This window comes from Streptomyces sp. NPDC060232, assembly GCF_042726555.1.
Taxonomy (GTDB): domain Bacteria; phylum Actinomycetota; class Actinomycetes; order Streptomycetales; family Streptomycetaceae; genus Streptomyces.
This window is the reverse complement of the sequence record NZ_JBHXAG010000033.1, coordinates 43,133-61,028: the sequence shown is the minus strand read 5'-3', so window position 1 is coordinate 61,028 and position 17,896 is coordinate 43,133. Positions and strand designations below refer to the sequence as shown.

Annotated in this window: 18 protein-coding genes; 5 read left to right on the top strand and 13 right to left on the bottom strand. The window is 72.8% G+C overall.

Features of this window, described 5'->3' with window-relative positions:
- Nucleotides 1–267: 267 nt before the first annotated feature.
- Nucleotides 268–918 carry a maleylpyruvate isomerase family mycothiol-dependent enzyme gene (locus ACFWFZ_RS31735; protein ID WP_387126990.1) on the bottom strand — a complete coding sequence of 217 codons (651 nt, stop codon included), beginning with the start codon at nt 916–918 and terminating at the stop codon, nt 268–270.
- Between the two features lie 71 nt (nt 919–989).
- Here ACFWFZ_RS31735 and ACFWFZ_RS31730 point away from each other — a divergent pair, with 71 nt between their 5' ends.
- Entirely contained in the window at nt 990–1,940 is a 951-nt protein-coding gene (locus ACFWFZ_RS31730; RefSeq protein WP_387126988.1) for a LysR family transcriptional regulator, read from the top strand.
- On the opposite strand, the gene ACFWFZ_RS31725 is transcribed toward ACFWFZ_RS31730, so the two are convergent.
- Both ACFWFZ_RS31725 and ACFWFZ_RS31720 read right to left on the bottom strand, forming a co-directional pair.
- A complete protein-coding gene (locus tag ACFWFZ_RS31725) occupies nt 1,929–2,528 on the bottom strand; it encodes a 2'-5' RNA ligase family protein (protein WP_387126986.1) in 600 nt (199 codons plus the stop codon). The two genes, ACFWFZ_RS31730 and ACFWFZ_RS31725, sit on opposite strands and share 12 nt — an antisense overlap.
- A 48-nt stretch (nt 2,529–2,576) precedes the next feature.
- Nucleotides 2,577–3,332, bottom strand: a complete 756-nt coding sequence (locus ACFWFZ_RS31720; RefSeq protein ID WP_387126996.1) for a crotonase/enoyl-CoA hydratase family protein — start codon at nt 3,330–3,332, stop codon at nt 2,577–2,579.
- A 272-nt stretch (nt 3,333–3,604) separates the two neighbouring features.
- Here ACFWFZ_RS31720 and ACFWFZ_RS31715 point away from each other — a divergent pair, with 272 nt between their 5' ends.
- Nucleotides 3,605–3,826, top strand: a complete 222-nt coding sequence (locus tag ACFWFZ_RS31715) for a hypothetical protein (protein WP_387126984.1) — start codon at nt 3,605–3,607, stop codon at nt 3,824–3,826.
- A 15-nt stretch (nt 3,827–3,841) separates the two neighbouring features.
- Here ACFWFZ_RS31715 and ACFWFZ_RS31710 read toward each other — a convergent pair whose 3' ends face one another.
- The gene (locus ACFWFZ_RS31710; RefSeq protein ID WP_387126982.1) at nt 3,842–4,270 is read right to left on the bottom strand and encodes a Fur family transcriptional regulator; all 429 of its coding nucleotides are present in this window, start codon (nt 4,268–4,270) and stop codon (nt 3,842–3,844) included.
- A gap of 312 nt (nt 4,271–4,582) precedes the next feature.
- Between ACFWFZ_RS31710 and katG the strand changes: the two genes are divergently transcribed.
- On the top strand, nt 4,583–6,775 hold the full coding sequence (gene katG / locus ACFWFZ_RS31705) for a catalase/peroxidase HPI (RefSeq protein WP_387126980.1): 2,193 nt from the start codon (nt 4,583–4,585) through the stop codon (nt 6,773–6,775).
- Nucleotides 6,776–6,829: 54 nt separating this feature from the next.
- Here katG and ACFWFZ_RS31700 read toward each other — a convergent pair whose 3' ends face one another.
- From ACFWFZ_RS31700 to ACFWFZ_RS31685, 4 genes are all read right to left on the bottom strand, one after another.
- Nucleotides 6,830–7,354 (bottom strand): hypothetical protein, encoded by a 525-nt coding sequence (locus tag ACFWFZ_RS31700; RefSeq protein ID WP_387126978.1) that lies wholly within the window; start codon nt 7,352–7,354, stop codon nt 6,830–6,832.
- A 125-nt stretch (nt 7,355–7,479) separates the two neighbouring features.
- Nucleotides 7,480–8,100 (bottom strand): nucleoside/nucleotide kinase family protein, encoded by a 621-nt coding sequence (locus tag ACFWFZ_RS31695; protein WP_387126976.1) that lies wholly within the window; start codon nt 8,098–8,100, stop codon nt 7,480–7,482.
- Between the two features lie 130 nt (nt 8,101–8,230).
- Nucleotides 8,231–9,070, bottom strand: coding sequence for a class I SAM-dependent methyltransferase (locus ACFWFZ_RS31690; protein ID WP_387126974.1), 840 nt, complete (start codon nt 9,068–9,070; stop codon nt 8,231–8,233).
- A 168-nt stretch (nt 9,071–9,238) separates the two neighbouring features.
- A complete protein-coding gene (locus tag ACFWFZ_RS31685) occupies nt 9,239–10,408 on the bottom strand; it encodes a hypothetical protein (protein WP_387126972.1) in 1,170 nt (389 codons plus the stop codon).
- A 275-nt stretch (nt 10,409–10,683) separates the two neighbouring features.
- On the opposite strand from ACFWFZ_RS31685, the gene ACFWFZ_RS31680 reads away from it, so the two are divergent.
- The gene (locus ACFWFZ_RS31680) at nt 10,684–12,552 is read left to right on the top strand and encodes a protein kinase (protein ID WP_387126970.1); all 1,869 of its coding nucleotides are present in this window, start codon (nt 10,684–10,686) and stop codon (nt 12,550–12,552) included.
- Nucleotides 12,553–12,731: 179 nt separating this feature from the next.
- Here the strand turns inward: ACFWFZ_RS31680 and ACFWFZ_RS31675 are convergent, their stop codons facing one another.
- The 5 genes from ACFWFZ_RS31675 to ACFWFZ_RS31655 form a co-directional block, all read right to left on the bottom strand.
- On the bottom strand, nt 12,732–13,283 hold the full coding sequence (locus ACFWFZ_RS31675) for a GNAT family N-acetyltransferase (RefSeq protein WP_387126967.1): 552 nt from the start codon (nt 13,281–13,283) through the stop codon (nt 12,732–12,734).
- A 246-nt stretch (nt 13,284–13,529) separates the two neighbouring features.
- Nucleotides 13,530–14,213 carry a DUF4360 domain-containing protein gene (locus ACFWFZ_RS31670; RefSeq protein WP_387126964.1) on the bottom strand — a complete coding sequence of 228 codons (684 nt, stop codon included), beginning with the start codon at nt 14,211–14,213 and terminating at the stop codon, nt 13,530–13,532.
- Between the two features lie 48 nt (nt 14,214–14,261).
- A complete protein-coding gene (locus ACFWFZ_RS31665; protein WP_387126994.1) occupies nt 14,262–14,906 on the bottom strand; it encodes a DUF4360 domain-containing protein in 645 nt (214 codons plus the stop codon).
- Nucleotides 14,907–15,416: 510 nt separating this feature from the next.
- On the bottom strand, nt 15,417–16,109 hold the full coding sequence (locus ACFWFZ_RS31660) for a DUF6882 domain-containing protein (RefSeq protein ID WP_387126962.1): 693 nt from the start codon (nt 16,107–16,109) through the stop codon (nt 15,417–15,419).
- A gap of 136 nt (nt 16,110–16,245) precedes the next feature.
- The gene (locus tag ACFWFZ_RS31655) at nt 16,246–17,052 is read right to left on the bottom strand and encodes a hypothetical protein (protein ID WP_387126960.1); all 807 of its coding nucleotides are present in this window, start codon (nt 17,050–17,052) and stop codon (nt 16,246–16,248) included.
- Nucleotides 17,053–17,318: 266 nt separating this feature from the next.
- Here ACFWFZ_RS31655 and ACFWFZ_RS31650 point away from each other — a divergent pair, with 266 nt between their 5' ends.
- Nucleotides 17,319–17,843: a flavoprotein gene (locus tag ACFWFZ_RS31650; protein WP_387126958.1), complete on the top strand. Its 525-nt coding sequence runs from the start codon at nt 17,319–17,321 to the stop codon at nt 17,841–17,843.
- Nucleotides 17,844–17,896 lie beyond the last annotated feature (53 nt).

Here is a 17,896-nt window from a genome sequence, read left to right as displayed (position 1 = left end):
GCGGAGCCCCAGCACACCGGCCCGGGGCGCGCCTCGGACTGCTACCCGCCGCGGGAGCGGAAGGGCGCCGAGCCGAGGAGACACCCCTGCCCGGCACCGCGACCGGCCCGCACCACCCCAGCCCCGCCGGCGTTTGAGGCGCGGGGTCTGGGGCGGAGCCCCAGCACACCGGCCCGGCAGGGCGAAGACCCGGGCCCGGGGCGCCCCCCGGACTGCTACCCGCCGCAGGAGCGGAAGGGTGCCACGCCGAGGAGACGCACCGCTCGCTCAACCGGCGCTGAAGCGGGCGGCCGCTTCGCCGTGGAGGCGGCCGGGCGGCAGCCTGCGCCCGAAGGCGAGCAGGAGCAGGTCCTGGGCCGCGCCACGGACGGGCGATCCGGAGCCGTACGACCAGTCCACGTCCTCGGCGCACAGCCTCACCCCGCCGAGGTCCACCCCGAAGAACCGCAGGCCGCTGGGCCGGACCCCGGCGAGCAGGACGCGCAGCCGGTCCTCGGGGACGCGCCGGTCGAGGCCGAGGGCGACCGTGATGTCCAGTCCGTGCACTACGTCGTGGCCGAGGGCCGCCGCGAACCCGCCGACCGGCGGCGTCCACGGGTGGTGGGCGCCCTCCCGCAGGAACGCCGAGAGCTCGGCCGTGGAATGAGCCGCCGCGTCCCTGCGGGCGACCCGGTCGGTCATGCGGTGCAGGTTCCCGCGCGCCCTGGCGAGTTCGCCCAGGGTCGCGGGCAGGGAGAGCCGGAACCCCGTCGACATGTGGGCCACGACCTCACGGACCCGCCAACCCGCGCAGAGACTGGGCTCGTCCCACTGGTCGCGCCGCAGGCCGCCGAGGAGATCGGCCAGCTCCTGGCGTTCCGCCGCGATCAATGCCCTGACCTCGGCCTTCCGCACCCTGGGAGAAGTCGTGTTCGCCATGCGATCCAGCCTGCGGCCAACTCCGCGACATCTCCAATAGATTGATGTGCTCCGCTCTAGAATCAGGGCTTATGGAACTCCGTCAGCTGCGCTATCTCGTCGCCGTCGTCGAGGAGGGCGGTTTCACCCGCGCCGCCGCCCGACTGCATCTGGCCCAGCCCGGACTCAGCGCCCAGATCAGGCAGTTGGAGAAGGAGCTCGGGCAGCCGTTGCTCGACCGGTCCGGCCGGTCGGTGACGCCTACCGAGGTGGGACGGGCCGTGCTGCCGTACGCGCGGGCGGCGCTGGCCGCCGCGGACGCGGTGCGGCAGAGCGTCGACGAGCACACCGGACTGCTGCGCGGGAAGGTCACGCTCGGGCTGGTCGCCGGGGCCACCGGCCACGCCTTCGACGTCGCCGCGTTCCTCGCGGACTTCCACGGCGCCCATCCCGACCTGGAGATCGCCCTGACCGAGGACACCTCGGAGCGGATGCAGGCCGCGCTCCTGGCCGGCGAGATCGACATCGCCCTCCTGGGGCCGACGGGGGAAGAGCCCCCGCCCGGCCTCGCCCACCGGACGGTCGTCGATGTGCCGCTCTGCGCCGCCGTCACATCCGGTGGCCCGCTGCTCGGCCCCGCCGGCCGCACCACGGTCGCCCTGGCCGAGCTGCGCGACCGGCCGCTGATCTGCCTGCCGCGCGGTACCGGCGTACGAGCGGCACTCGAACGGGGCTGCGCCCGGGTCGGGTTCCGGCCCCGGGTCGCCTTCGAGGCGGCGTCCCCGCAGGTCCTCGCGCAGCTCGCCGCCCGCGGCCTGGGCGTGGCCGTGATGCCCCTCGGGGAAGAGGGACCCGAGCCCGGCGGTGGGCTGCGCGCCTTGCGGATCGTGGAGCCCGGCCTGCGTGCCCGTATCGTCCTCGCCTGGCCGGCCACCGGTCCTGCCGGCCCTGCGGCGCGGGCGCTCCTGGAGCGCTTGCGTGACGCTCTGCCGCATGCGGCCTCGGCAGGGGACGAGAGCGAGGGGCCGGTGTCACCGCGCTGACCATGTGGTGGTGCCGGTGCCCAGGCCGATCACGGCACGGGGGCGCATGGGCTCGTCACCGCGGCGAGAGAGCAACACGACCTCGTCGACCCGTGCCGCCGTGCTGCCCAGGCGGGCCGCGCAGGCCACGGCCAGGGGCCGGGGGTCGCGGGTACGCCCGAGCGAGAGGTGCGGGGTGAACGCCGGGAACCGGCCGCGGCATGCCGGGAAGGGCTCCGCGAGGCACTCCTGGAGCGCCGTCCACGGGGCGAGGCCGGCCGCGGCGGGGTCGAGCCACACGGTGGCGTAGCCGCGGTGCCGGAAGGCGCGCACCCCGCTGAGCCGGATGTCGAACGGCTCGACGCAGGCCGCCGCGGCCGCCAGCAGCGGCGCGGCCCGGGCGAAGTCGGCCTCCGGGACGAAGCCGAAGAGCAGGTTCACGTGCGGGGGCCAACGGCGGATCTGGGGGTCGTGCACGGCCCGGATGCTCTGGACGGCGGGCCACAGTCCCTCCGGCGGAAGCCATACCACGGCGGTCCGGGGCGTGGGGGCCGCCCCGAGGAAGCCGGGGACGCCGGCTCCGCCGCCGGCGGCCGGGGACACGTTCACTCGGCCATGATGCCCCGGACACCCGGTAAAGGACGCCGGCAGGCGTCCTCAGCCGGTGAAGGAGCCGTGGCGGCCCGCTCCGGCGGCGAAACGGTCGGCGCCGGCCCGGGTCTCGCCGGTGGTGAGCGGAACGAGGCCGTGCCGGTATTCGGCCGCCAGGGCGTCCCGCTCACCCAGACCGTGCTGTGCCCGTACGGAGAGCCGGTCGTGGCGCAGGCATGTCTGCGGGAATGCGGCGATCTCGTGCGCGAGGCGTTCCGCCGCCCGCCGGGCCTCCCCGGGCGGTACGAGGCGGTTGACGAGCCCCATCCCGTGGGCCTCGGCGGCGGTCACGGGGCGGCCGGTGAGGATGAGGTCCATGGCGCGGCTCTCGCCGATCAGGCGGGGCAGCCGCACCGTGCCGCCGTCGATCAGGGGCACGCCCCAGCGACGGCAGAACACACCGAGGGTCGCGTCCTCCTCGGCGACCCTCAGGTCACACCACAGGGCCAGTTCGAGGCCGCCCGCCACCGCGTGCCCGCTGATCGCGGCGATCACCGGTTTGCCCAGCTCCAACCGTGTGGGACCCATGGGCCCGTCGCCCCCGGCCCGCACCCGGTTGCCGCGGTCGGTCCCGACGGCTTTGAGGTCCGCGCCCGCGCAGAACGTACCGCCCTCGCCCCACAGGACGGCGACGGCCGCGTCCTCGTCCGCGTCGAAGGCGCGGAAGGCGTCGGCGAGCCGGGCCGCGGTCGGGCCGTCGACCGCGTTGCGGGCTTCCGGACGGTCGAGGATCACAGTGGTGACGGGGCCGTCCCGTTCGATCCGGACGGCGCCCGGTTCTGCGGGCGGGGCGGCGGCGGGTGTCGTCCCGGCTGAATCGGAGGTGGTGGCCACGGCGGAACTCCATGGGGCGAGTGGTGCCGGCGGATGCGGAGGAGGTGCGAACGACCACTCTGGGGCCATCTCGCGGCCGACACGAGGGGGCCCGGTCCACGGGACGGCCGTCCCGCCCGGACACGCACGTTCGGACCAGGCCGAACGGGGTATACGCCCTGTCCGGATCCGATGACGAGACCCAGGCGGCGAGACGCGAGATGTCCCAGTGCAAGATCCCCGACTACCGCACCGGCCACCGCGGCCGCCACTGGACGCATGCTCTGCGCAGCGCTCAGCGGGCAGGGGCCGTCATCGTGACCGACGACACCCGCGAGCCGGTCGGCTACGCCCACGACAGCACCGGGCCCGGCCGCTTCCGGCCCTGGATCACCGCCGCGGGCGACCGCTACGACAGTCGCGACGTCCACCCCGAGTGGTAGCCGGGCGCTCCGCTCTCACGCGTGCGGCGAAGCGGGCGTGCAGGCGGGGCACAGCCCTCGGTAGACGATCTCGACGTCCGACACCGCGAAGCCGAAGCGCTCCCGCGCCGGCAGGCCGGTCAGCGGGTCGCCGGTCGGGTGGACGTCGCGGATGAGGCCGCAGCCGGAGCACACCAGGTGCTGGTGCGGCTGGTGTGCGTTGGGGTCGTAGCGTTTGGCGCGCCCGTGCGCGGAGAGTTCCGCGACCTCACCGAGGGTGACCAGCTCGCCCAGGGTGTTGTAGACACTGGCCCGGGAGATCTCGGGCAGCAGCAGGGCCGCACGGGCGTGCACCTCGTCGGCGGTGAGGTGCACGTGCTCGCCGTCGAGGACCTCGGCGACGACACGCCGCTGGGACGTCATGCGCCAGCCACGCCCCCGCAGCCGCTCCAGCAGGTCACTCATGTCGGCTCACCAGTTCGGGCTCGGCGGGACAAAGGATGTCGACGGACCCTGTGACGGGCCCGAAAAGCGAGCTACAGGTTACCCGGCGGTGATGCCGGCGGGGCTTTCCATCACGGCGGAGCGAATAACGATGATCGCACGATCTTCACCGTTCTCCCTCTTTCCCGCACGGGCGGAAACCGGGAATGCGTCTTGGGCGGGGAAGCCCTGCGTGTTCTCTGCGCCGCGCGGTCTGCGGTGCGCGACCATACGGACGCCGTCAAGAGCGAGCAGCCAGCAGTGGGAAGCACCGAGACAGGAAGAAGGACGGACGTGTCCGGCAGCGAAAGCGAGAACCCAGCAATCCCCTCCCCGACCCCCGCGCCCACTCGTCCCAGGACGAACCGGGACTGGTGGCCGAATCAGTTGGACCTCCAGGTTCTCCACCAGAACTCGCCCCAGGCCAATCCGATGGGCGAGGACTTCGACTACGCGGAAGAGTTCGCGACCCTGGACGTCGACGCGCTGAAGCGGGACGTCTTCGACGTGATGACGACCTCGCAGGAGTGGTGGCCCGCCGACTACGGCCACTACGGGCCGCTCTTCATCCGGATGAGCTGGCACTCCGCGGGCACCTACCGCATCGCCGACGGCCGTGGCGGGGGCGGTTCCGGCGCGCAGCGCTTCGCCCCCCTCAACAGCTGGCCGGACAACGCGAGTCTGGACAAGGCGCGCCGTCTGCTCTGGCCGGTCAAGCAGAAGTACGGACGGAAGATCTCCTGGGCCGACCTTCTGGTTTTCGCGGGCAACTGCGCAATGGAATCGATGGGGTTCAAGACTTTCGGATTCGGATTCGGACGGGAGGACATCTGGGAGCCGGAGGAGGTCTTCTGGGGGCCGGAGGACACCTGGCTGGGCGACGAGCGCTACGGCGGCGACCGGGAACTCACCGGTCCTTTCGGCGCCGTGCAGATGGGACTGATCTACGTCAATCCCGAGGGTCCCAACAGCAATCCGGATCCGATCGCCGCCGCCAGGGACATTCGCGAGACGTTCGGGCGCATGGCGATGAACGACGAGGAGACGGCCGCGCTCATCATCGGCGGCCACACCTTCGGCAAGTGCCACGGCGCGGTCGACCCCGAGTACGTCGGTCCGGAACCGGAGGCCGGGCCGCTGGAGCAGCAGGGCCTCGGCTGGCACAACTCGTACGGCAGCGGCCGGGGCGGCGACACGATCACCAGCGGGCTCGAGGGCGCGTGGACGACCGAGCCGACGAAGTGGGACAACGGCTACCTGGACAACCTGTTCGGGTACGACTGGGAGCTGACGAGGAGCCCGGCCGGGGCGCAGCAGTGGACTCCCAAGGACGCCTCGGCGCAGGGCACGGTGCCGGACGCGCACGATCCCGCCAAGCGGCACGCCCCGATGATGCTGACGACGGACCTCGCGCTGAAACTGGACCCGATCTACGCACCGATCGCGAAGAGCTTCCACGAGAACCCGGACAAGCTCGCCGAGGCGTTCGCCAAGGCCTGGTACAAGCTGCTGCACCGTGACATGGGCCCCCTCTCACGGTACCTCGGCCCGTGGATCCCCGAACCGCAGCTGTGGCAGGACCCCGTCCCCGCCGTCGACCACGAGCTGGTCTCGGCCGGCGATGTCGCCGCCCTCAAGGGCCGGATCCTCGCCTCCGGGCTGACGGTCTCCCAACTGGCCACCACGGCTTGGGCGTCGGCGGCCAGCTTCCGCGGCACCGACAAGCGCGGCGGGGCCAACGGCGCCCGGATCCGGCTCGCGCCGCAGAAGGACTGGGAGGTCAACGACCTGCCCGAGGTGACCGAGGTGATCGAGACCCTGGAGGGGATCCGGCGGGACTTCAACAGCTCGCAGGGCGGCGGGACCAGGGTTTCGCTGGCCGACCTGATCGTCCTGGGCGGGTGTGCGGCGATCGAGCAGGCCGCGAAGAACGCCGGGCACGACATCACGGTCCCGTTCGCGCCGGGGCGCACGGACGCCACGCAGGAGCAGACCGATGTGGAGTCCTTCGCCGTGCTCGAACCGAGGGCCGACGGATTCCGCAACTACCTCCCGGCGGGAGAGAAGCTGTCGCCGGAGACCCTGCTGCTGGACCGCGCCAGCATGCTGAACCTGACGGCGCCCGAGATGACGGTGCTGGTCGGCGGTATGCGGGCGCTGAACACCGGCTTCCGCGGGTCCGCGCACGGCGTGTTCACCGACCGGCCGGAGACGCTGACCAACGACTTCTTCGTCAACCTGCTGGACATGGGGACGGAGTGGAAGGCGTCGGTCGCGGACGAGAACGTGTTCGAGGGCCGCAGCATCGGCGTCAAGGGCGAGCCCAAGTGGACCGCCACCGCCGTCGACCTCGTCTTCGGTTCGAACTCCCAACTCCGGGCCATCGCGGAGGTGTACGCGTCCAAGGACGCGCGGGAGAAGTTCGTCCGTGACTTCGTGGCGGCCTGGGACAAGGTCATGAACCTCGACCGGTTCGACCTCGCCTGACGCGGACGTCCCGGTCGGCCGCTCGTGGCGGTCGGCCGGGACCTCAGCCGTGTGTCAGAGGGAGCTCTTGGACGCGGTGGAGACCACGCACTCCTTGTACTCGCTGCCGTCGCCCTTGCCGGTGTACGGTGCGGTGGCCTCGGTCTGCTGGGAGGCACCGGCCTTGACCTTGAGTCCGGTGACCCGGGCCTGGGCCGCGACCGCGCTGGAGCCGGCGGCCGGGTTGAACTTCATGGTGATGCTGTAGGTCTGGTCGAGCGAACCGCTGTTGGTGACGGTCAGCCGGGCGACCAGGTTCTTGCCGGCGCCGTCCAGCTTGCAGCTGTCGATCTTGATGTCGCGCTCGGCCTTGTCCCTGCCGGTACCGCCGGTGGTGGTGCCGCCGGAGCTGCTGCTCGTACCGCTGGTGCTGTCGCTGCCGCTGGTGCCGCTGGTGCTGTCGCTGCCGCCGGAGCTGCTGGAGCTTGAGCTGGAGTGGCTGCTTCCACCACAGCTGGCGCCGTTGGAGCCGCGGGCACCCGTCAGCGCGACGACGGCGACGCCGAAGACGGCTATTGCACGGACATGACGAAACTTCACGTGTGAACCCCGTTGGAATGTCTGGAATCAGATACGCCCGCCTTGACGGGCACACGTCACCCTAACAGTGGATTCGGACAACCTCATTCCGCCACGCCCGCACCGTGAAAGCCCCCTGGCCGGCGTCAGGTGGTGTCGACGACGAGGTCGCCGCGGTGGCGGCCGCGGGCGACGAGGCGGGCGTTCGCCTCGTCCGAACGGGCCACCCACGCACGCGCGTCGGCCGGCTCCTTGCCGTACCGCACGTGCCGCTCGACCAGGCGGCGGACCCGCGTGTCCTCGTCCGGAGCGCAGTACCAGGTCTCGTCGAGCAGTGGCCGCACAGCGGACCAGTCCCCCGCGTCGTGCAGCAGGTAGTTCCCCTCGGTGATCACCAGCGGTACGTCCGGGGGGACGGGGATGCTGCCGGCGATCGGCTCCTCGACGGAGCGGTCGAAGGCGGGCGCGTAGACCGTGGCGCCGTCGGACGCGCGCAGGCGGAGCAGCAGCGATACGTAACCGGCTGCGTCGAAGGTGTCCGGTGCGCCCTTGCGGTCGGCCCGTCCCAGCCGGTGCAACTCGGCCTGGGCGAGGTGGAATCCGTCCATCGGGACCACCACGGCCGCTTGCGGACCGAGCGCTTCGGCCAGCCGGGCGGCGAGGGTCGACTTCCCTGCGCCCGGCGGTCCGGCCAGGCCGAGGATCCGTCGGCCGCCCTGCCCGGCCAGCGCTGCCGCCCTCGCCACCAGATCCGTCGTCGTCTGCACGTGCGTATCCTGCCCGAGGATTCACGCGCCGCGGGCCGGCCGGACGCGCCGGGCGGCGGCGCGGCCGTCTCGTACTGCTGCGCGCTCCGTTGCCGGGATCGGCGGGGAGCGGCGGGGAGCGCGCCGCACTTCACGACCCTTCGGGCACGGGCTTCCAGCCCCAGGCCGTGAGCATGCCCGGTGACAGGCCCGTGCAGGCCGGGGAATCGAGGTGGCGCACGGCCTCGTCGAGCTGTCCGTCGTCGACGAGGCCGGTGCCCACCATGGCCTCGCGGGCACGCTCCCAGGTGTCGACCCAGAACCGGCTGATCGGGCTGCCCGGCTGGAGGGGCGGTACGTGGATCTCGGCCGCCACGGATACCAGACCGGCCTCCCTCAACAGCTCCGGGTGCCGGGGCACTTGCGAGACGTCCGTGCCGATGCCGTCGCGCAGCCCCTGCCACATGGCCCGCATGGCCCGGGTGTACGGCGTGTCGGGCGCGGAGGCGGTGGTCAGGTCGACCGCGTCGCTGACGACGAGTACGCCGCCGGGGGCGAGGAGCCGGCTCAGCCTGGCGACCATGCGCTGTGGAGAGGGCAGGTGCATGAGCACGAACCGGGCGTGGACCAGCCGGAAGGGCCCCGGGGCGAAGTCGTCGGCGGTGACGTCCGCCTGGAGCACGGTCAGTCCGCTCACGGGGTGCGCGGCGAGGAAGCGGATGTCGCGGTCCACGGCGAGGACCTCGGCGACGCCCGCTTCCTCCAGCAGGCGGCGGGCCACCGTGCCCGTTCCCGCTCCCACGTCCAGGCAGGTCCAGCCGGGACCCGCCCCGAGCGTGCGGAGCCGGGCCATGGTCGTGTCGTCGTACGTGAGGGCGCCGAGGTCGATCCGGTCGCCCTCGCCTCCCTGGTCCGGCCGGAAGACCCGCTCGCCGTAGCGCCCCTCGCCCGGAGAGCCGGCGCCGTCCGGTGACAGCCCTGTCTCAGCCATGGGGCAATTGTCCCCTCGATCGGCCGTGCGCGCGTGGCGCACCGCCCGCCGGACCGGAACCGGCCGCCCGGTCCCGGCCGACGTGGGGCCGGTGTACGCCGTCAGGCCCCGCCCGCCCGGGTGGAGAGCGACGGTCGAGCGGTCATCCTCCGTGCGGAGCAGGCGGTGTCATGGCTGGTCGGGCGCCGGAGCCGCCGCCGGAGGCGGGGTCTGGGTGTCGGCCGGGGTCTGGGGGCCGCCCGGGGTCTGGGGGCCGGCCGGAGTCTGGGGGCCGGCCGGAGTCTGGGGGCCGGCCGGAGTCTGGGGGCCGGCCGGGCTCGCCGCTGCGATCAGGGATTCCGCGAGGTTCTCCTTGCGGATCCGCAGGTCGACGTAGAGCAGGCCCAGGACCAGCGGCGGGAAGCCGAACTGGAAGAGCCCGCTGGCCAGGGTGCCGATCACGATGCAGATCAGGTACACGACGAGTCCGGCGATCGCCACGCTCGGGTCCCCGCCCGAGTCGCCCGCCTCCAGCATGATCGGCAGGAACGCCGCCATGCCGACCATGCTGAACGGCATCTGGATGGCGTAGCCCACGGCCATCGCCACGAGAGAGCCCAGCATGGAGATGCCGAACACCCGCCACCAGCCGTCCTTGACCAGCTGCGCGGAGCGCCGCAGGGCCGCGACGGTGCCGAGTCCCTCGCATACCGCGACGGCGGGCGCGAGGCTGAGCCGGGTCATGAGCCAGATCGAGAAGGGCAGGCAGACCAGGACACCCACAACCAACACGAACAGCGCGGCCGGCGGCCCGGATCCATCGGCGGACATGATGACCAGCGGCACGCAGACCGCGTAGACGAGCAGCATCGGCGCGCCCGCGATCAGCCCGGCGAGCACCACCGTGCCGAGCACCGCCGGGAGCCGGGACCAGCAGCGGCGCCACATCGCGCCGAACGTCGCGGTGCGGCCGAGGACGGCCTCCTGGATCACGGCCGGACCCAGCGCACTGATCATCGCCGCGCCGACCGTCAGCGTGACCATGAGGAGCACTCCGGCCGGTACGAAGGCCAGGAGCAGGGCCATCACGTCCTCGTCGGCGGCGGTCTCCCCCGGGCCGAGGTCGAAGACGGCGGAGAAGCGATCGTGCACGACCGCGACGGCGATGCCGATCGCGAGGCCCACGAGCAGGATCCCGATGCCCTGCACGGCGAGGATGATGCCGACCAAGGCCTTCCAGTTCCGGCGGAAGGCCGAGAAGGCACCGCCGAGTATGTCGCCCACGCTGAGCGGTTGGAGGGATATGACGCCCGGTTTCGGCGCCGACGGCGGCACCCAGCCGCCTCCCCACTGTGGCATGGGCTGTCCCTGGTGCTGTGCCCACCCCGTGTTGTGCGACATCTCTGTTCCCCCTCGATTGAAGGGATACGGTAACCCGCCCCCGGACGGCGGCCGTACCCGGCCCCGGCCCCGGCGCCGTTGTCTCCGTGCAGGTCAGCCGCCCTGGAGGCGTCGGCTGTCGCGGGGGTCCGGGTCGCGCCGCCGGCTGCCGCGTGCGCGGGTACACCGCTGTCCGCCGACTCGGATAGGGTGCGGTGCGCACCGGACGGGCGGCACTGGGGAGCGGCAGGGTGATGGACGGTCAGCAGCCGGACGGCGACGGCGGGATGCGGAGCGGCAGCGGCCGAGCGGCCGCGCATTTCGAGCCCCTCGGTCCCGACGACCCCACCACCGTGGCCGGTTACCGACTCGGCGCACGGCTCGGCGCGGGCGGCATGGGCAAGGTGTACCTCTCCCACACGCCCGGGGGCCGGCCCGTCGCCATCAAGGTGATCCGGCCCGAGTTCGCCGAGGACCCCGAGTTCCGGCGCAGGTTCGCGCAGGAGACCCGTTCCGCGCAGCGCGTCCAGGGCCTGTACACCGCGCCCGTCATCGATGCCGACACCGACGGCCCGCGCCCCTGGCTGGCCACCGCGTACGTGCCCGGGCCCTCGCTCGCCGCCGCCGTGTCCGCGCACGGGCCGCTGCCCGTCGAGACCGTGCTGCTGCTCGTCGCCGGGATCGCGGAAGCCCTCCAGGTGATCCACGGCGCGGGCATCGTGCACCGCGACCTGAAGCCGTCGAACGTCCTGCTCGCCGCCGACGGCCCGCGCGTCATCGACTTCGGCATCGCCCACGCCGCCGACGCGACCTCTCTGACCGGCAGCGGAGTGTTCGTCGGCACGCCCGCGTTCATGGCGCCGGAGCAGGCCGCCGGGCGGGGCGTCGGTCCGGCCACCGATGTCTTCGCGCTCGGCCAGGTCGCGGCGTACGCCGCCGTCGGCGCGCCCCCGTTCGGCGAGGGACCCTCACACGGCGTGCTCTACCGCATCGTGCACGAGGAGCCCGAACTGTCGGGCGTACCGCCGCGGCTGTCCGAGCTCGTCACCCGCTGCCTCGCCAAGGACCCGGCGGACCGCCCGTCCGTCGCCGAGGTCATCGCGCTGTGCCAGACCGCGAACGACGCCACCACGCTGCGGCGGCCCGACGACTGGCTGCCTGCGGCGGTCACCGCGGAGATCACCGCGCGGTCCGCCGCGCCCGCTCCGGATCTCACGCCGCCGCCTCCGGCGCACCCGCCGACGGCGATGGCCACGGCTCCCGGCGGAGCGGCGTCCGCACCGACGGCTCCGTCCACGGCACGTCCGCCGGCTCCCCCGGCGACCGGACCGCAGACCCAGCCGGCAGCGCACCAGGCCTACCCGCCGGTGAGCCCCTACGCGCCCACGCAGTTCGGCGGGCCCCAGCCCCAGCCCGTCCAGCCGCTGCCCCACCCGCAATCCCACCAGATCCCGGGCTATCCGCCGCTGCCGTTCCCACCGCAGCCCGCACCCGGGCCGCAGAGCGGCAAGCGGGGCCCGGCCGTGGTGGCCGCCGCCCTGGCGCTCGCGGTCGTCGGCGGCGCGGCCGTGTACGGGCTGGTGAAGGACAAGGGAAAGGATTCCGGCGCCGCTTCCGCCGCTTCCGCCGGCACGGTCGGCGGCGGCACGGCCAAGGGGGGCCCGGGCAGCGACGGCACCAAGGGCGACGGCTCGAAGCCGGCGACCGGCGACAGCCGCCCCGACCCGACGCCCGCCGACTACAAGAGCGTCGACCTGACCGCCGGGTACCACCTCACCCTGGGCGAGGAACCGCTGCGCCCGCAGAAGGGCGAGGACGGCGGCTACGAGCTGTCGTACGACACCGGCGGCTACCTCGACACCGAGAGCCAGGGCGGCAGCATGGTCCTCCTCGATCCGGGTCAGGAGGGCTCGCTCGCCACCTGCCGCGCGGAGACCCGCTTCACGGAGAACGTGTACGTGAACAAGCTCGGCCCGGGCCGGCAGATCTGCGTGACCACCGGCACCGGTCACCTCGCCCTCGTCACGGTGCGCGGCATGTCGTCCGAGGACTCCCCGAGCACCTACCTCACCCTGGACATGACGGTCTGGCGCAACGGCGCGGCAGGCTCCGGCTCCCGCTGACGCCTAGGGTCTGTATCGAGTTGCCCCGTGGAGCAAGGAGCGGCGTTCGGTGCGTGCCCTCGGCGTGCGGGACGAATGTCCTCGTAGCGGAACTACTAGGACATGTGGCTCGTGCGCCGAGGGTGCGTGCCGGGCGTCGCGACGCCGCGGGGCAACTCGATACAGACCCTAACCGCCGGTCACCTCCCGGCGGGGTGGCGGCCCTCTGCCGGGAGCCGGTACACCACGCTCGGGCGCAGCGGCCCGTCGGGCGCGGTCGGGTCGTCGAAGTCGTCGGCCGGGTCACGGGTCATCCCGATGCGGCGCATCACCGCCCGGGACCGGAGATTGGTGGCCGTGGTCACCGCGAGTATCTCGGGCAGCGCGAGGGTGTCGAATCCGAAGGCCACGACGGCGCGGGCGGCCTCCGTGGCGAAGCCGTGTCCCCAGGCCGAGCGGGCCAGCCGCCAGCCGGCCTCCACCCCGGTGAACGGCATGTACCCGTCCACCGGGTCCAGTCCCGTGAAACCGATGAACTCGCCGGTGTCCAGCACCTCGACGGCCCACCAGCCCCAGCCCCGCTGCTCGATGGCGGCCTGGAAGCGGGCCGCGGACGCCTCGCTCTGCTCACGGGTGAGTACGCCGTCGAAGTGTTCGCGGACCGCCGGGTCGGCGTTCATCGCCGCCCAGGGCCGCAGGTCGGACTCCCGCCACCCGCGCAGGACAAGGCGTTCGGTTCGCAGCTCGGACATGACGCCAACCTAGCGCCGTGACCGCTCAAGTTCACCGGGTCGAAGCACCAGCCGATCACCGGTGCGGCGCAGGCCGCCCACCTGTCCGGTGCTCTTGGGCTCGTGGCCGGCCCGTGCACGGGGGTACGGTACGGGCCGGCCCAGGGTTTGCCCGTACCACCGCGCCCTCCCACGCGGCGAGGCGCCGTGCCGGGCGCCGTGACCCGGTGAACCTGGGCGGTCACAGCACCAGTGCCGCGCGCGGCACTAGCTGGGACGGGGCCGGGGGGCCGGGCAGGCCTGCCAGGCGAGGTGGTAGAGCGTGCTCACGCTCGCGTCGGTGGAGTCCATCGTCATGAAGCTGGTGGCCGACTGCGGGTTGGACGTGCCCGCGTTGACGCGCAGTTCGGTGTTGATGTTGAAATTGCGTTTCTCACCGCACGGTGCCCAGACGAGATCCGCGTACTCCGTCCTGTCGGTCGCCTGCCAGTTGTCGTTGAGCGGTCCGTTGAACTGGTGGGTGCGCTGGGTGGTCTGCGGCATTCCCTGGAAGTAGTAGTTCGCCCTCTCCTGGCCCCATGCGCCGGGCTGGAGGAATGCGAATCCCCGGTAGTCCGCCTGGACAATGGCGTAGGTGAATCCCGAGGGAACGTGGACCCGCAGATTGAGCTGGCAGTTCTTGCGGAATCCGGTCGGGGGCGCGCCGGGCCCGACCTGGGCCAGATAGTCGCTGTAGGTGACGGTGAAGGCCGTGTTGTCGGGTGCGACGGCCACCTCCGCGGTGCCCTCCCGACATCCGGACCCGTTCACCGTGGCGAGTTCGATGACGATCTTGTCGGGCGGTGCGGTGATCGGCGGGGTGGGGCCGGCGGCTCCGGCCGGGGTCGCCGTGGCGATCAGTGCCGCGGCCGCGGCACCGGTGAACAGAGTGCGGGGCAGGGGGTGGGACATCGTTGTCACTCCTGACCGTGATGGGCTGGTTCCGAGGATCGCGCCCTGTCAGACCGCGGGACATTCCTTCCACGCGAAGTGGTAGACCGTGCTGACGCTGCCGTCCGTGGAGTCCATGCTCATGAAGCTCAGGGCCTGCGGGCTCGATGTTCCGGCGTACACGCGCAGTTCGCTGTTGACGTTGAGGTTGCGCTGCTCGCCGCACGGCGCCCAGACCAGGTCGGTGTACTCCGTCTGGTCACTCGCCTGCCAGTTGTCGGAGTAGGGGCCGTTGAACTGGTGGGTCCGGCGGGTCGTCTGGGCCATGCCCTGGAAGTAGTAGTTGGCGCGCTCCTGGCCGTAGGCCCCGCGCTGGAGGTGGGCGAAGCCGCGGTAGTCCGCCCGGGCGATGGCGTACGTGAAGCCGTGCGGCACGTGGATCTGGAGGGCGAGCTGGCAGTTCTTGCGGAAATCGGTGCCGCCGGAGCCGGCGCCGGTCTGGGCCATGTAGTCGCTGTACGTCACCGTGAAGGAGGTGTTGTCGGAGGCGGCGGCGACGCTCGCCGTTCCCTGGGGACATCCCGAACCGTTCACGCCGACGACGTCGACTGTGATTCTTCCGGGTGGATACGTGGTGTTGTGGGCCTGTGCCGGCATCGCCAGGGTGGACAACGCCACCACCGCCGCGCCGACGGTCAGCCTGCGGAGCATCATTTTTGTTTCTCCGTTCATCGGGGGCCACCGATCGAATTCCGGCATGGTCATGCCACCATGCGGCCGAGTGCGGCGACAGGACGGGATATGGACAACCGCCTCGCGGCGGTGCGCGCACTCGTCAGCTGGCCGGATTCCGCTTCGGCGGCACGTCTGCCGCCATGACGGCCGGCGGCCTACCTCCCGGTCCGGCGGCGACGCCCGCGATGGGCCGGAAAGGCCCGGTTCGGTGGGGCGAGCGGCGACCACGTCGGCCCCAGCCGCCGCAGCGGACCCTGGCGTGCCGTGCCCGCGGAGCCGTGCCGGGATACGTCGCGACGCAGGTGGGGCGGCGGGCCGGCGGCCCGGCCAGGAGGGGCCACCGACAGGCACGCCGTACGCAACTTGGCCGGACCGGACGGGATGGCGTGCCTCGCGGCGGCGGGCGGCGAGGCACGCAGGCGGGTCGGCACGGTCCGGAAAGCGGGTACCGGGGCCCGGACACGGCCTCGTTCGTGTCCGGGCCGTCGGTCAGAGCGCGGTCAGGCGTACGGCGGCGATGCGGCCCGCGCCGTCGAACTCGACCTCCGCCGCACTGCCGCCGGGAAGGTCGGCCCGGATCAGGTTGCCGTCCTCCCGGGAGGGCAGGCCGTGGTGCTCCAGGTATCCCGTCACCACCCGCCGCGCCGAACGGCCGATCAGGCCGGCGCCGGTCACGAGTTGGCGCGGCAGCGACACCGCGTCGAGGCCGGCCCGCGGGACCTGCGGATCGTCCGGCAGGAAGTAGACCTGGCTGTCCGGCCCCGCCGGCAGGCCCAGGTACCCGGGCGCCTCGGCCACGCCCATGCCCGCGAAGGCCAGCATCTCCGCGGCCCGGCGGGGGTCCTCGAAGCCGGACAGGTCCAGGACCTCCTCGGTGAACTCGGCGATCCCGTGGGCCCGTCCGTAGCGCTCGATCGCGCCGGTCAGGGCGACGACCTCGCTGCCGCGCAGCCCCGGATTGGCCCAGCCCCACATCCAGGACCGCTCCCGGAGGTCGTACGTGCCCAACACGGCGACCCGGAGCTCCAGATCGCCCTGCCGGTACCGACACGCCTCCAGGTCCGCCGTCCAGGGTCCCGCCGGCATGAACTCGGTGAGGGCCTCCAGTTGTGCGGCGCCCCAGGCCGCATGCCGTTCGGCCTCCAGCAGGAACGTGTCACTGAACTCGGTCTTCATGATCATGCCTACGACCTTAGGGTCTGTATCGAGTTGCCCCGCCTGCCCGGTGGGGTCCGGCACTCGCCCTCGCTCGCACTCGCACTCGCACTCGCACTCGCACTCGCAACTGGCCGTACACCTGCGCTGAGGCGTCATCCGGTCAGCGGCGCCGGGGTTTCCGGGCCGCTGACCGGGCCCTCTTCGCGGCCCGTAGGGCCTCCTGGTGGGTGTGTTCGGCGGCGGCCGCGAGGCGCTCGCGCTCCGCTCGGGCATGCTCAAGCCGCTCCTCCAGCTGTGCGATCTGCTCGTCGAGCGCGCCCAGGGCGGTACGGGCCTGTTCCCACTTCGTCTCCGCCAGCGCCAGGGCCTCCTCGGCCAGCTCGGCCTCCCGGCTCGCCCGCGCGGCCTCCCGCGTGTCGGGCTCCGGCTCCGGCTCGCGCTCGGGCTCGGGTCGCTGCGGTCGCGGCGCCGTACCCGGTGCGGGTGCCACCTCGGCGAAGCCGACAACCGGGGGCGGCGCCTTCTGCAGTACACCGCGGGCCCAGGTGTCGGCCGCCGCGGGATCGGCGAGGATGCTGCGCAGGATCTGCTCGACCTCCCGCTGCACCCCGGCGGAAAGGTCCTGCCCCGCTTCGCCGGCCAGCCGACGGGCCTCGCCGGCCATCGCCGCGATGACCACGTGCTGCTGGTGGGACAGCTTGCGCAGGTCCTCCCCCGACAGCGTCCGATGCGCCTCGCGCAGCCCCCGGGCGAGTTCCAGCAGGTGCTGGGCCTGGTCCACCTCCGCGCGGGCAAGCCGGTTCGCGGCCCACACCGCGAGCGTGGGCTTGCGGAGGGCGGCGATGCGTTTCGCCTCGGCCCGCTGCCCCGCCTTGCGCGCGGTGGCCGCGTGAGCGTCCCGGGCGGCCGTGAACTCCTCCGGCCTGAGCCCGTACAGCTCGGCTGCCACCGCGTCGACATCGACCACAGCTCCACTGTCCCCCACCGGCGGTGGCGCGGCGACAGGGGCACCATCACCGGACACAGGGGACACGGCGACGTACGAGGGCGACCGAGCGTCCCATGCGCGAGGGCACTGGCCGGATCAGGCCTGCTCGGGTCCTTCGCCACCGGGGTGCCGGCGGGCGGTCAGCGGCCGCGCCCGCCAGGCTCCGGCCGCCGGTCCGGTGTCCATGGGCTCGATCCTGCTCCCTCAACCACACTTGAGGTCAAGCGATATGATCATAATGCCGCATGACCACGAAGACCCTCTATCTGCTCTGCTCCGCCGCCCCACCCGTGTTCGACGTCGCCCACGTCATCGAAGACGCCCAGGCCCGCGGCTGGAACGTCTGCCTCGGGCTCACCCCCACCGCCGCACACTGGCTCGCGGAGAGCCTCGACGGACTCGCCGCGCTCACCGGCCACCCGGTCCTCTGGCAGTACCGGCTGCCCGGCGAACCGGAGCAGTGGCCGGCCGCCGACGCGCTCCTCTACGCCCCCGCCACCTTCAACACCGTCAACGCCTGGGCCCTCGGCCTCACCGACCGGCTGACGATCGGCCTCGCCGCCGAAGCGCTCGGCAACGGCACCCCCATCACCGCCATTTCCTGCACCAACGGCGCCCTCGCCACACACCCCCAGTACGACATCTCCCTCGCCACCCTGCGCAACGCCGGGGTCCAGCTCCTCCAGCACGACAACACCTCCGCCGACGCGGGCCCCTTCCCCTGGGCCGCCGCCCTGGGCGGCCTCGGCCACACCGCCGTCCCGCACTGACCGGCGCGGCACGACCGCCCGGACCCGGACGGCCCGCCGAGAGGGAACACGCG

Excerpts from the sequence above, each read along its gene's own strand:
- ACFWFZ_RS31670 (WP_387126964.1), bottom strand. The coding sequence starts at position 14,213 with ATGTCCCACCCCCTGCCCCGCACTCTGTTCACCGGTGCCGCGGCCGCG.
- ACFWFZ_RS31685 (WP_387126972.1), bottom strand. The coding sequence starts at position 10,408 with ATGCCACAGTGGGGAGGCGGCTGGGTGCCGCCGTCGGCGCCGAAACCG.
- ACFWFZ_RS31715 (WP_387126984.1), top strand. The coding sequence starts at position 3,605 with ATGTCCCAGTGCAAGATCCCCGACTACCGCACCGGCCACCGCGGCCGC.
- ACFWFZ_RS31710 (WP_387126982.1), bottom strand. The coding sequence starts at position 4,270 with ATGAGTGACCTGCTGGAGCGGCTGCGGGGGCGTGGCTGGCGCATGACG.
- ACFWFZ_RS31665 (WP_387126994.1), bottom strand. The coding sequence starts at position 14,906 with ATGATGCTCCGCAGGCTGACCGTCGGCGCGGCGGTGGTGGCGTTGTCC.
- ACFWFZ_RS31730 (WP_387126988.1), top strand. The coding sequence starts at position 990 with ATGGAACTCCGTCAGCTGCGCTATCTCGTCGCCGTCGTCGAGGAGGGC.
- ACFWFZ_RS31735 (WP_387126990.1), bottom strand. The coding sequence starts at position 918 with ATGGCGAACACGACTTCTCCCAGGGTGCGGAAGGCCGAGGTCAGGGCA.
- ACFWFZ_RS31680 (WP_387126970.1), top strand. The coding sequence starts at position 10,684 with ATGGACGGTCAGCAGCCGGACGGCGACGGCGGGATGCGGAGCGGCAGC.
- ACFWFZ_RS31690 (WP_387126974.1), bottom strand. The coding sequence starts at position 9,070 with ATGGCTGAGACAGGGCTGTCACCGGACGGCGCCGGCTCTCCGGGCGAG.
- ACFWFZ_RS31650 (WP_387126958.1), top strand. The coding sequence starts at position 17,319 with ATGACCACGAAGACCCTCTATCTGCTCTGCTCCGCCGCCCCACCCGTG.
- ACFWFZ_RS31660 (WP_387126962.1), bottom strand. The coding sequence starts at position 16,109 with ATGATCATGAAGACCGAGTTCAGTGACACGTTCCTGCTGGAGGCCGAA.
- ACFWFZ_RS31675 (WP_387126967.1), bottom strand. The coding sequence starts at position 13,283 with ATGTCCGAGCTGCGAACCGAACGCCTTGTCCTGCGCGGGTGGCGGGAG.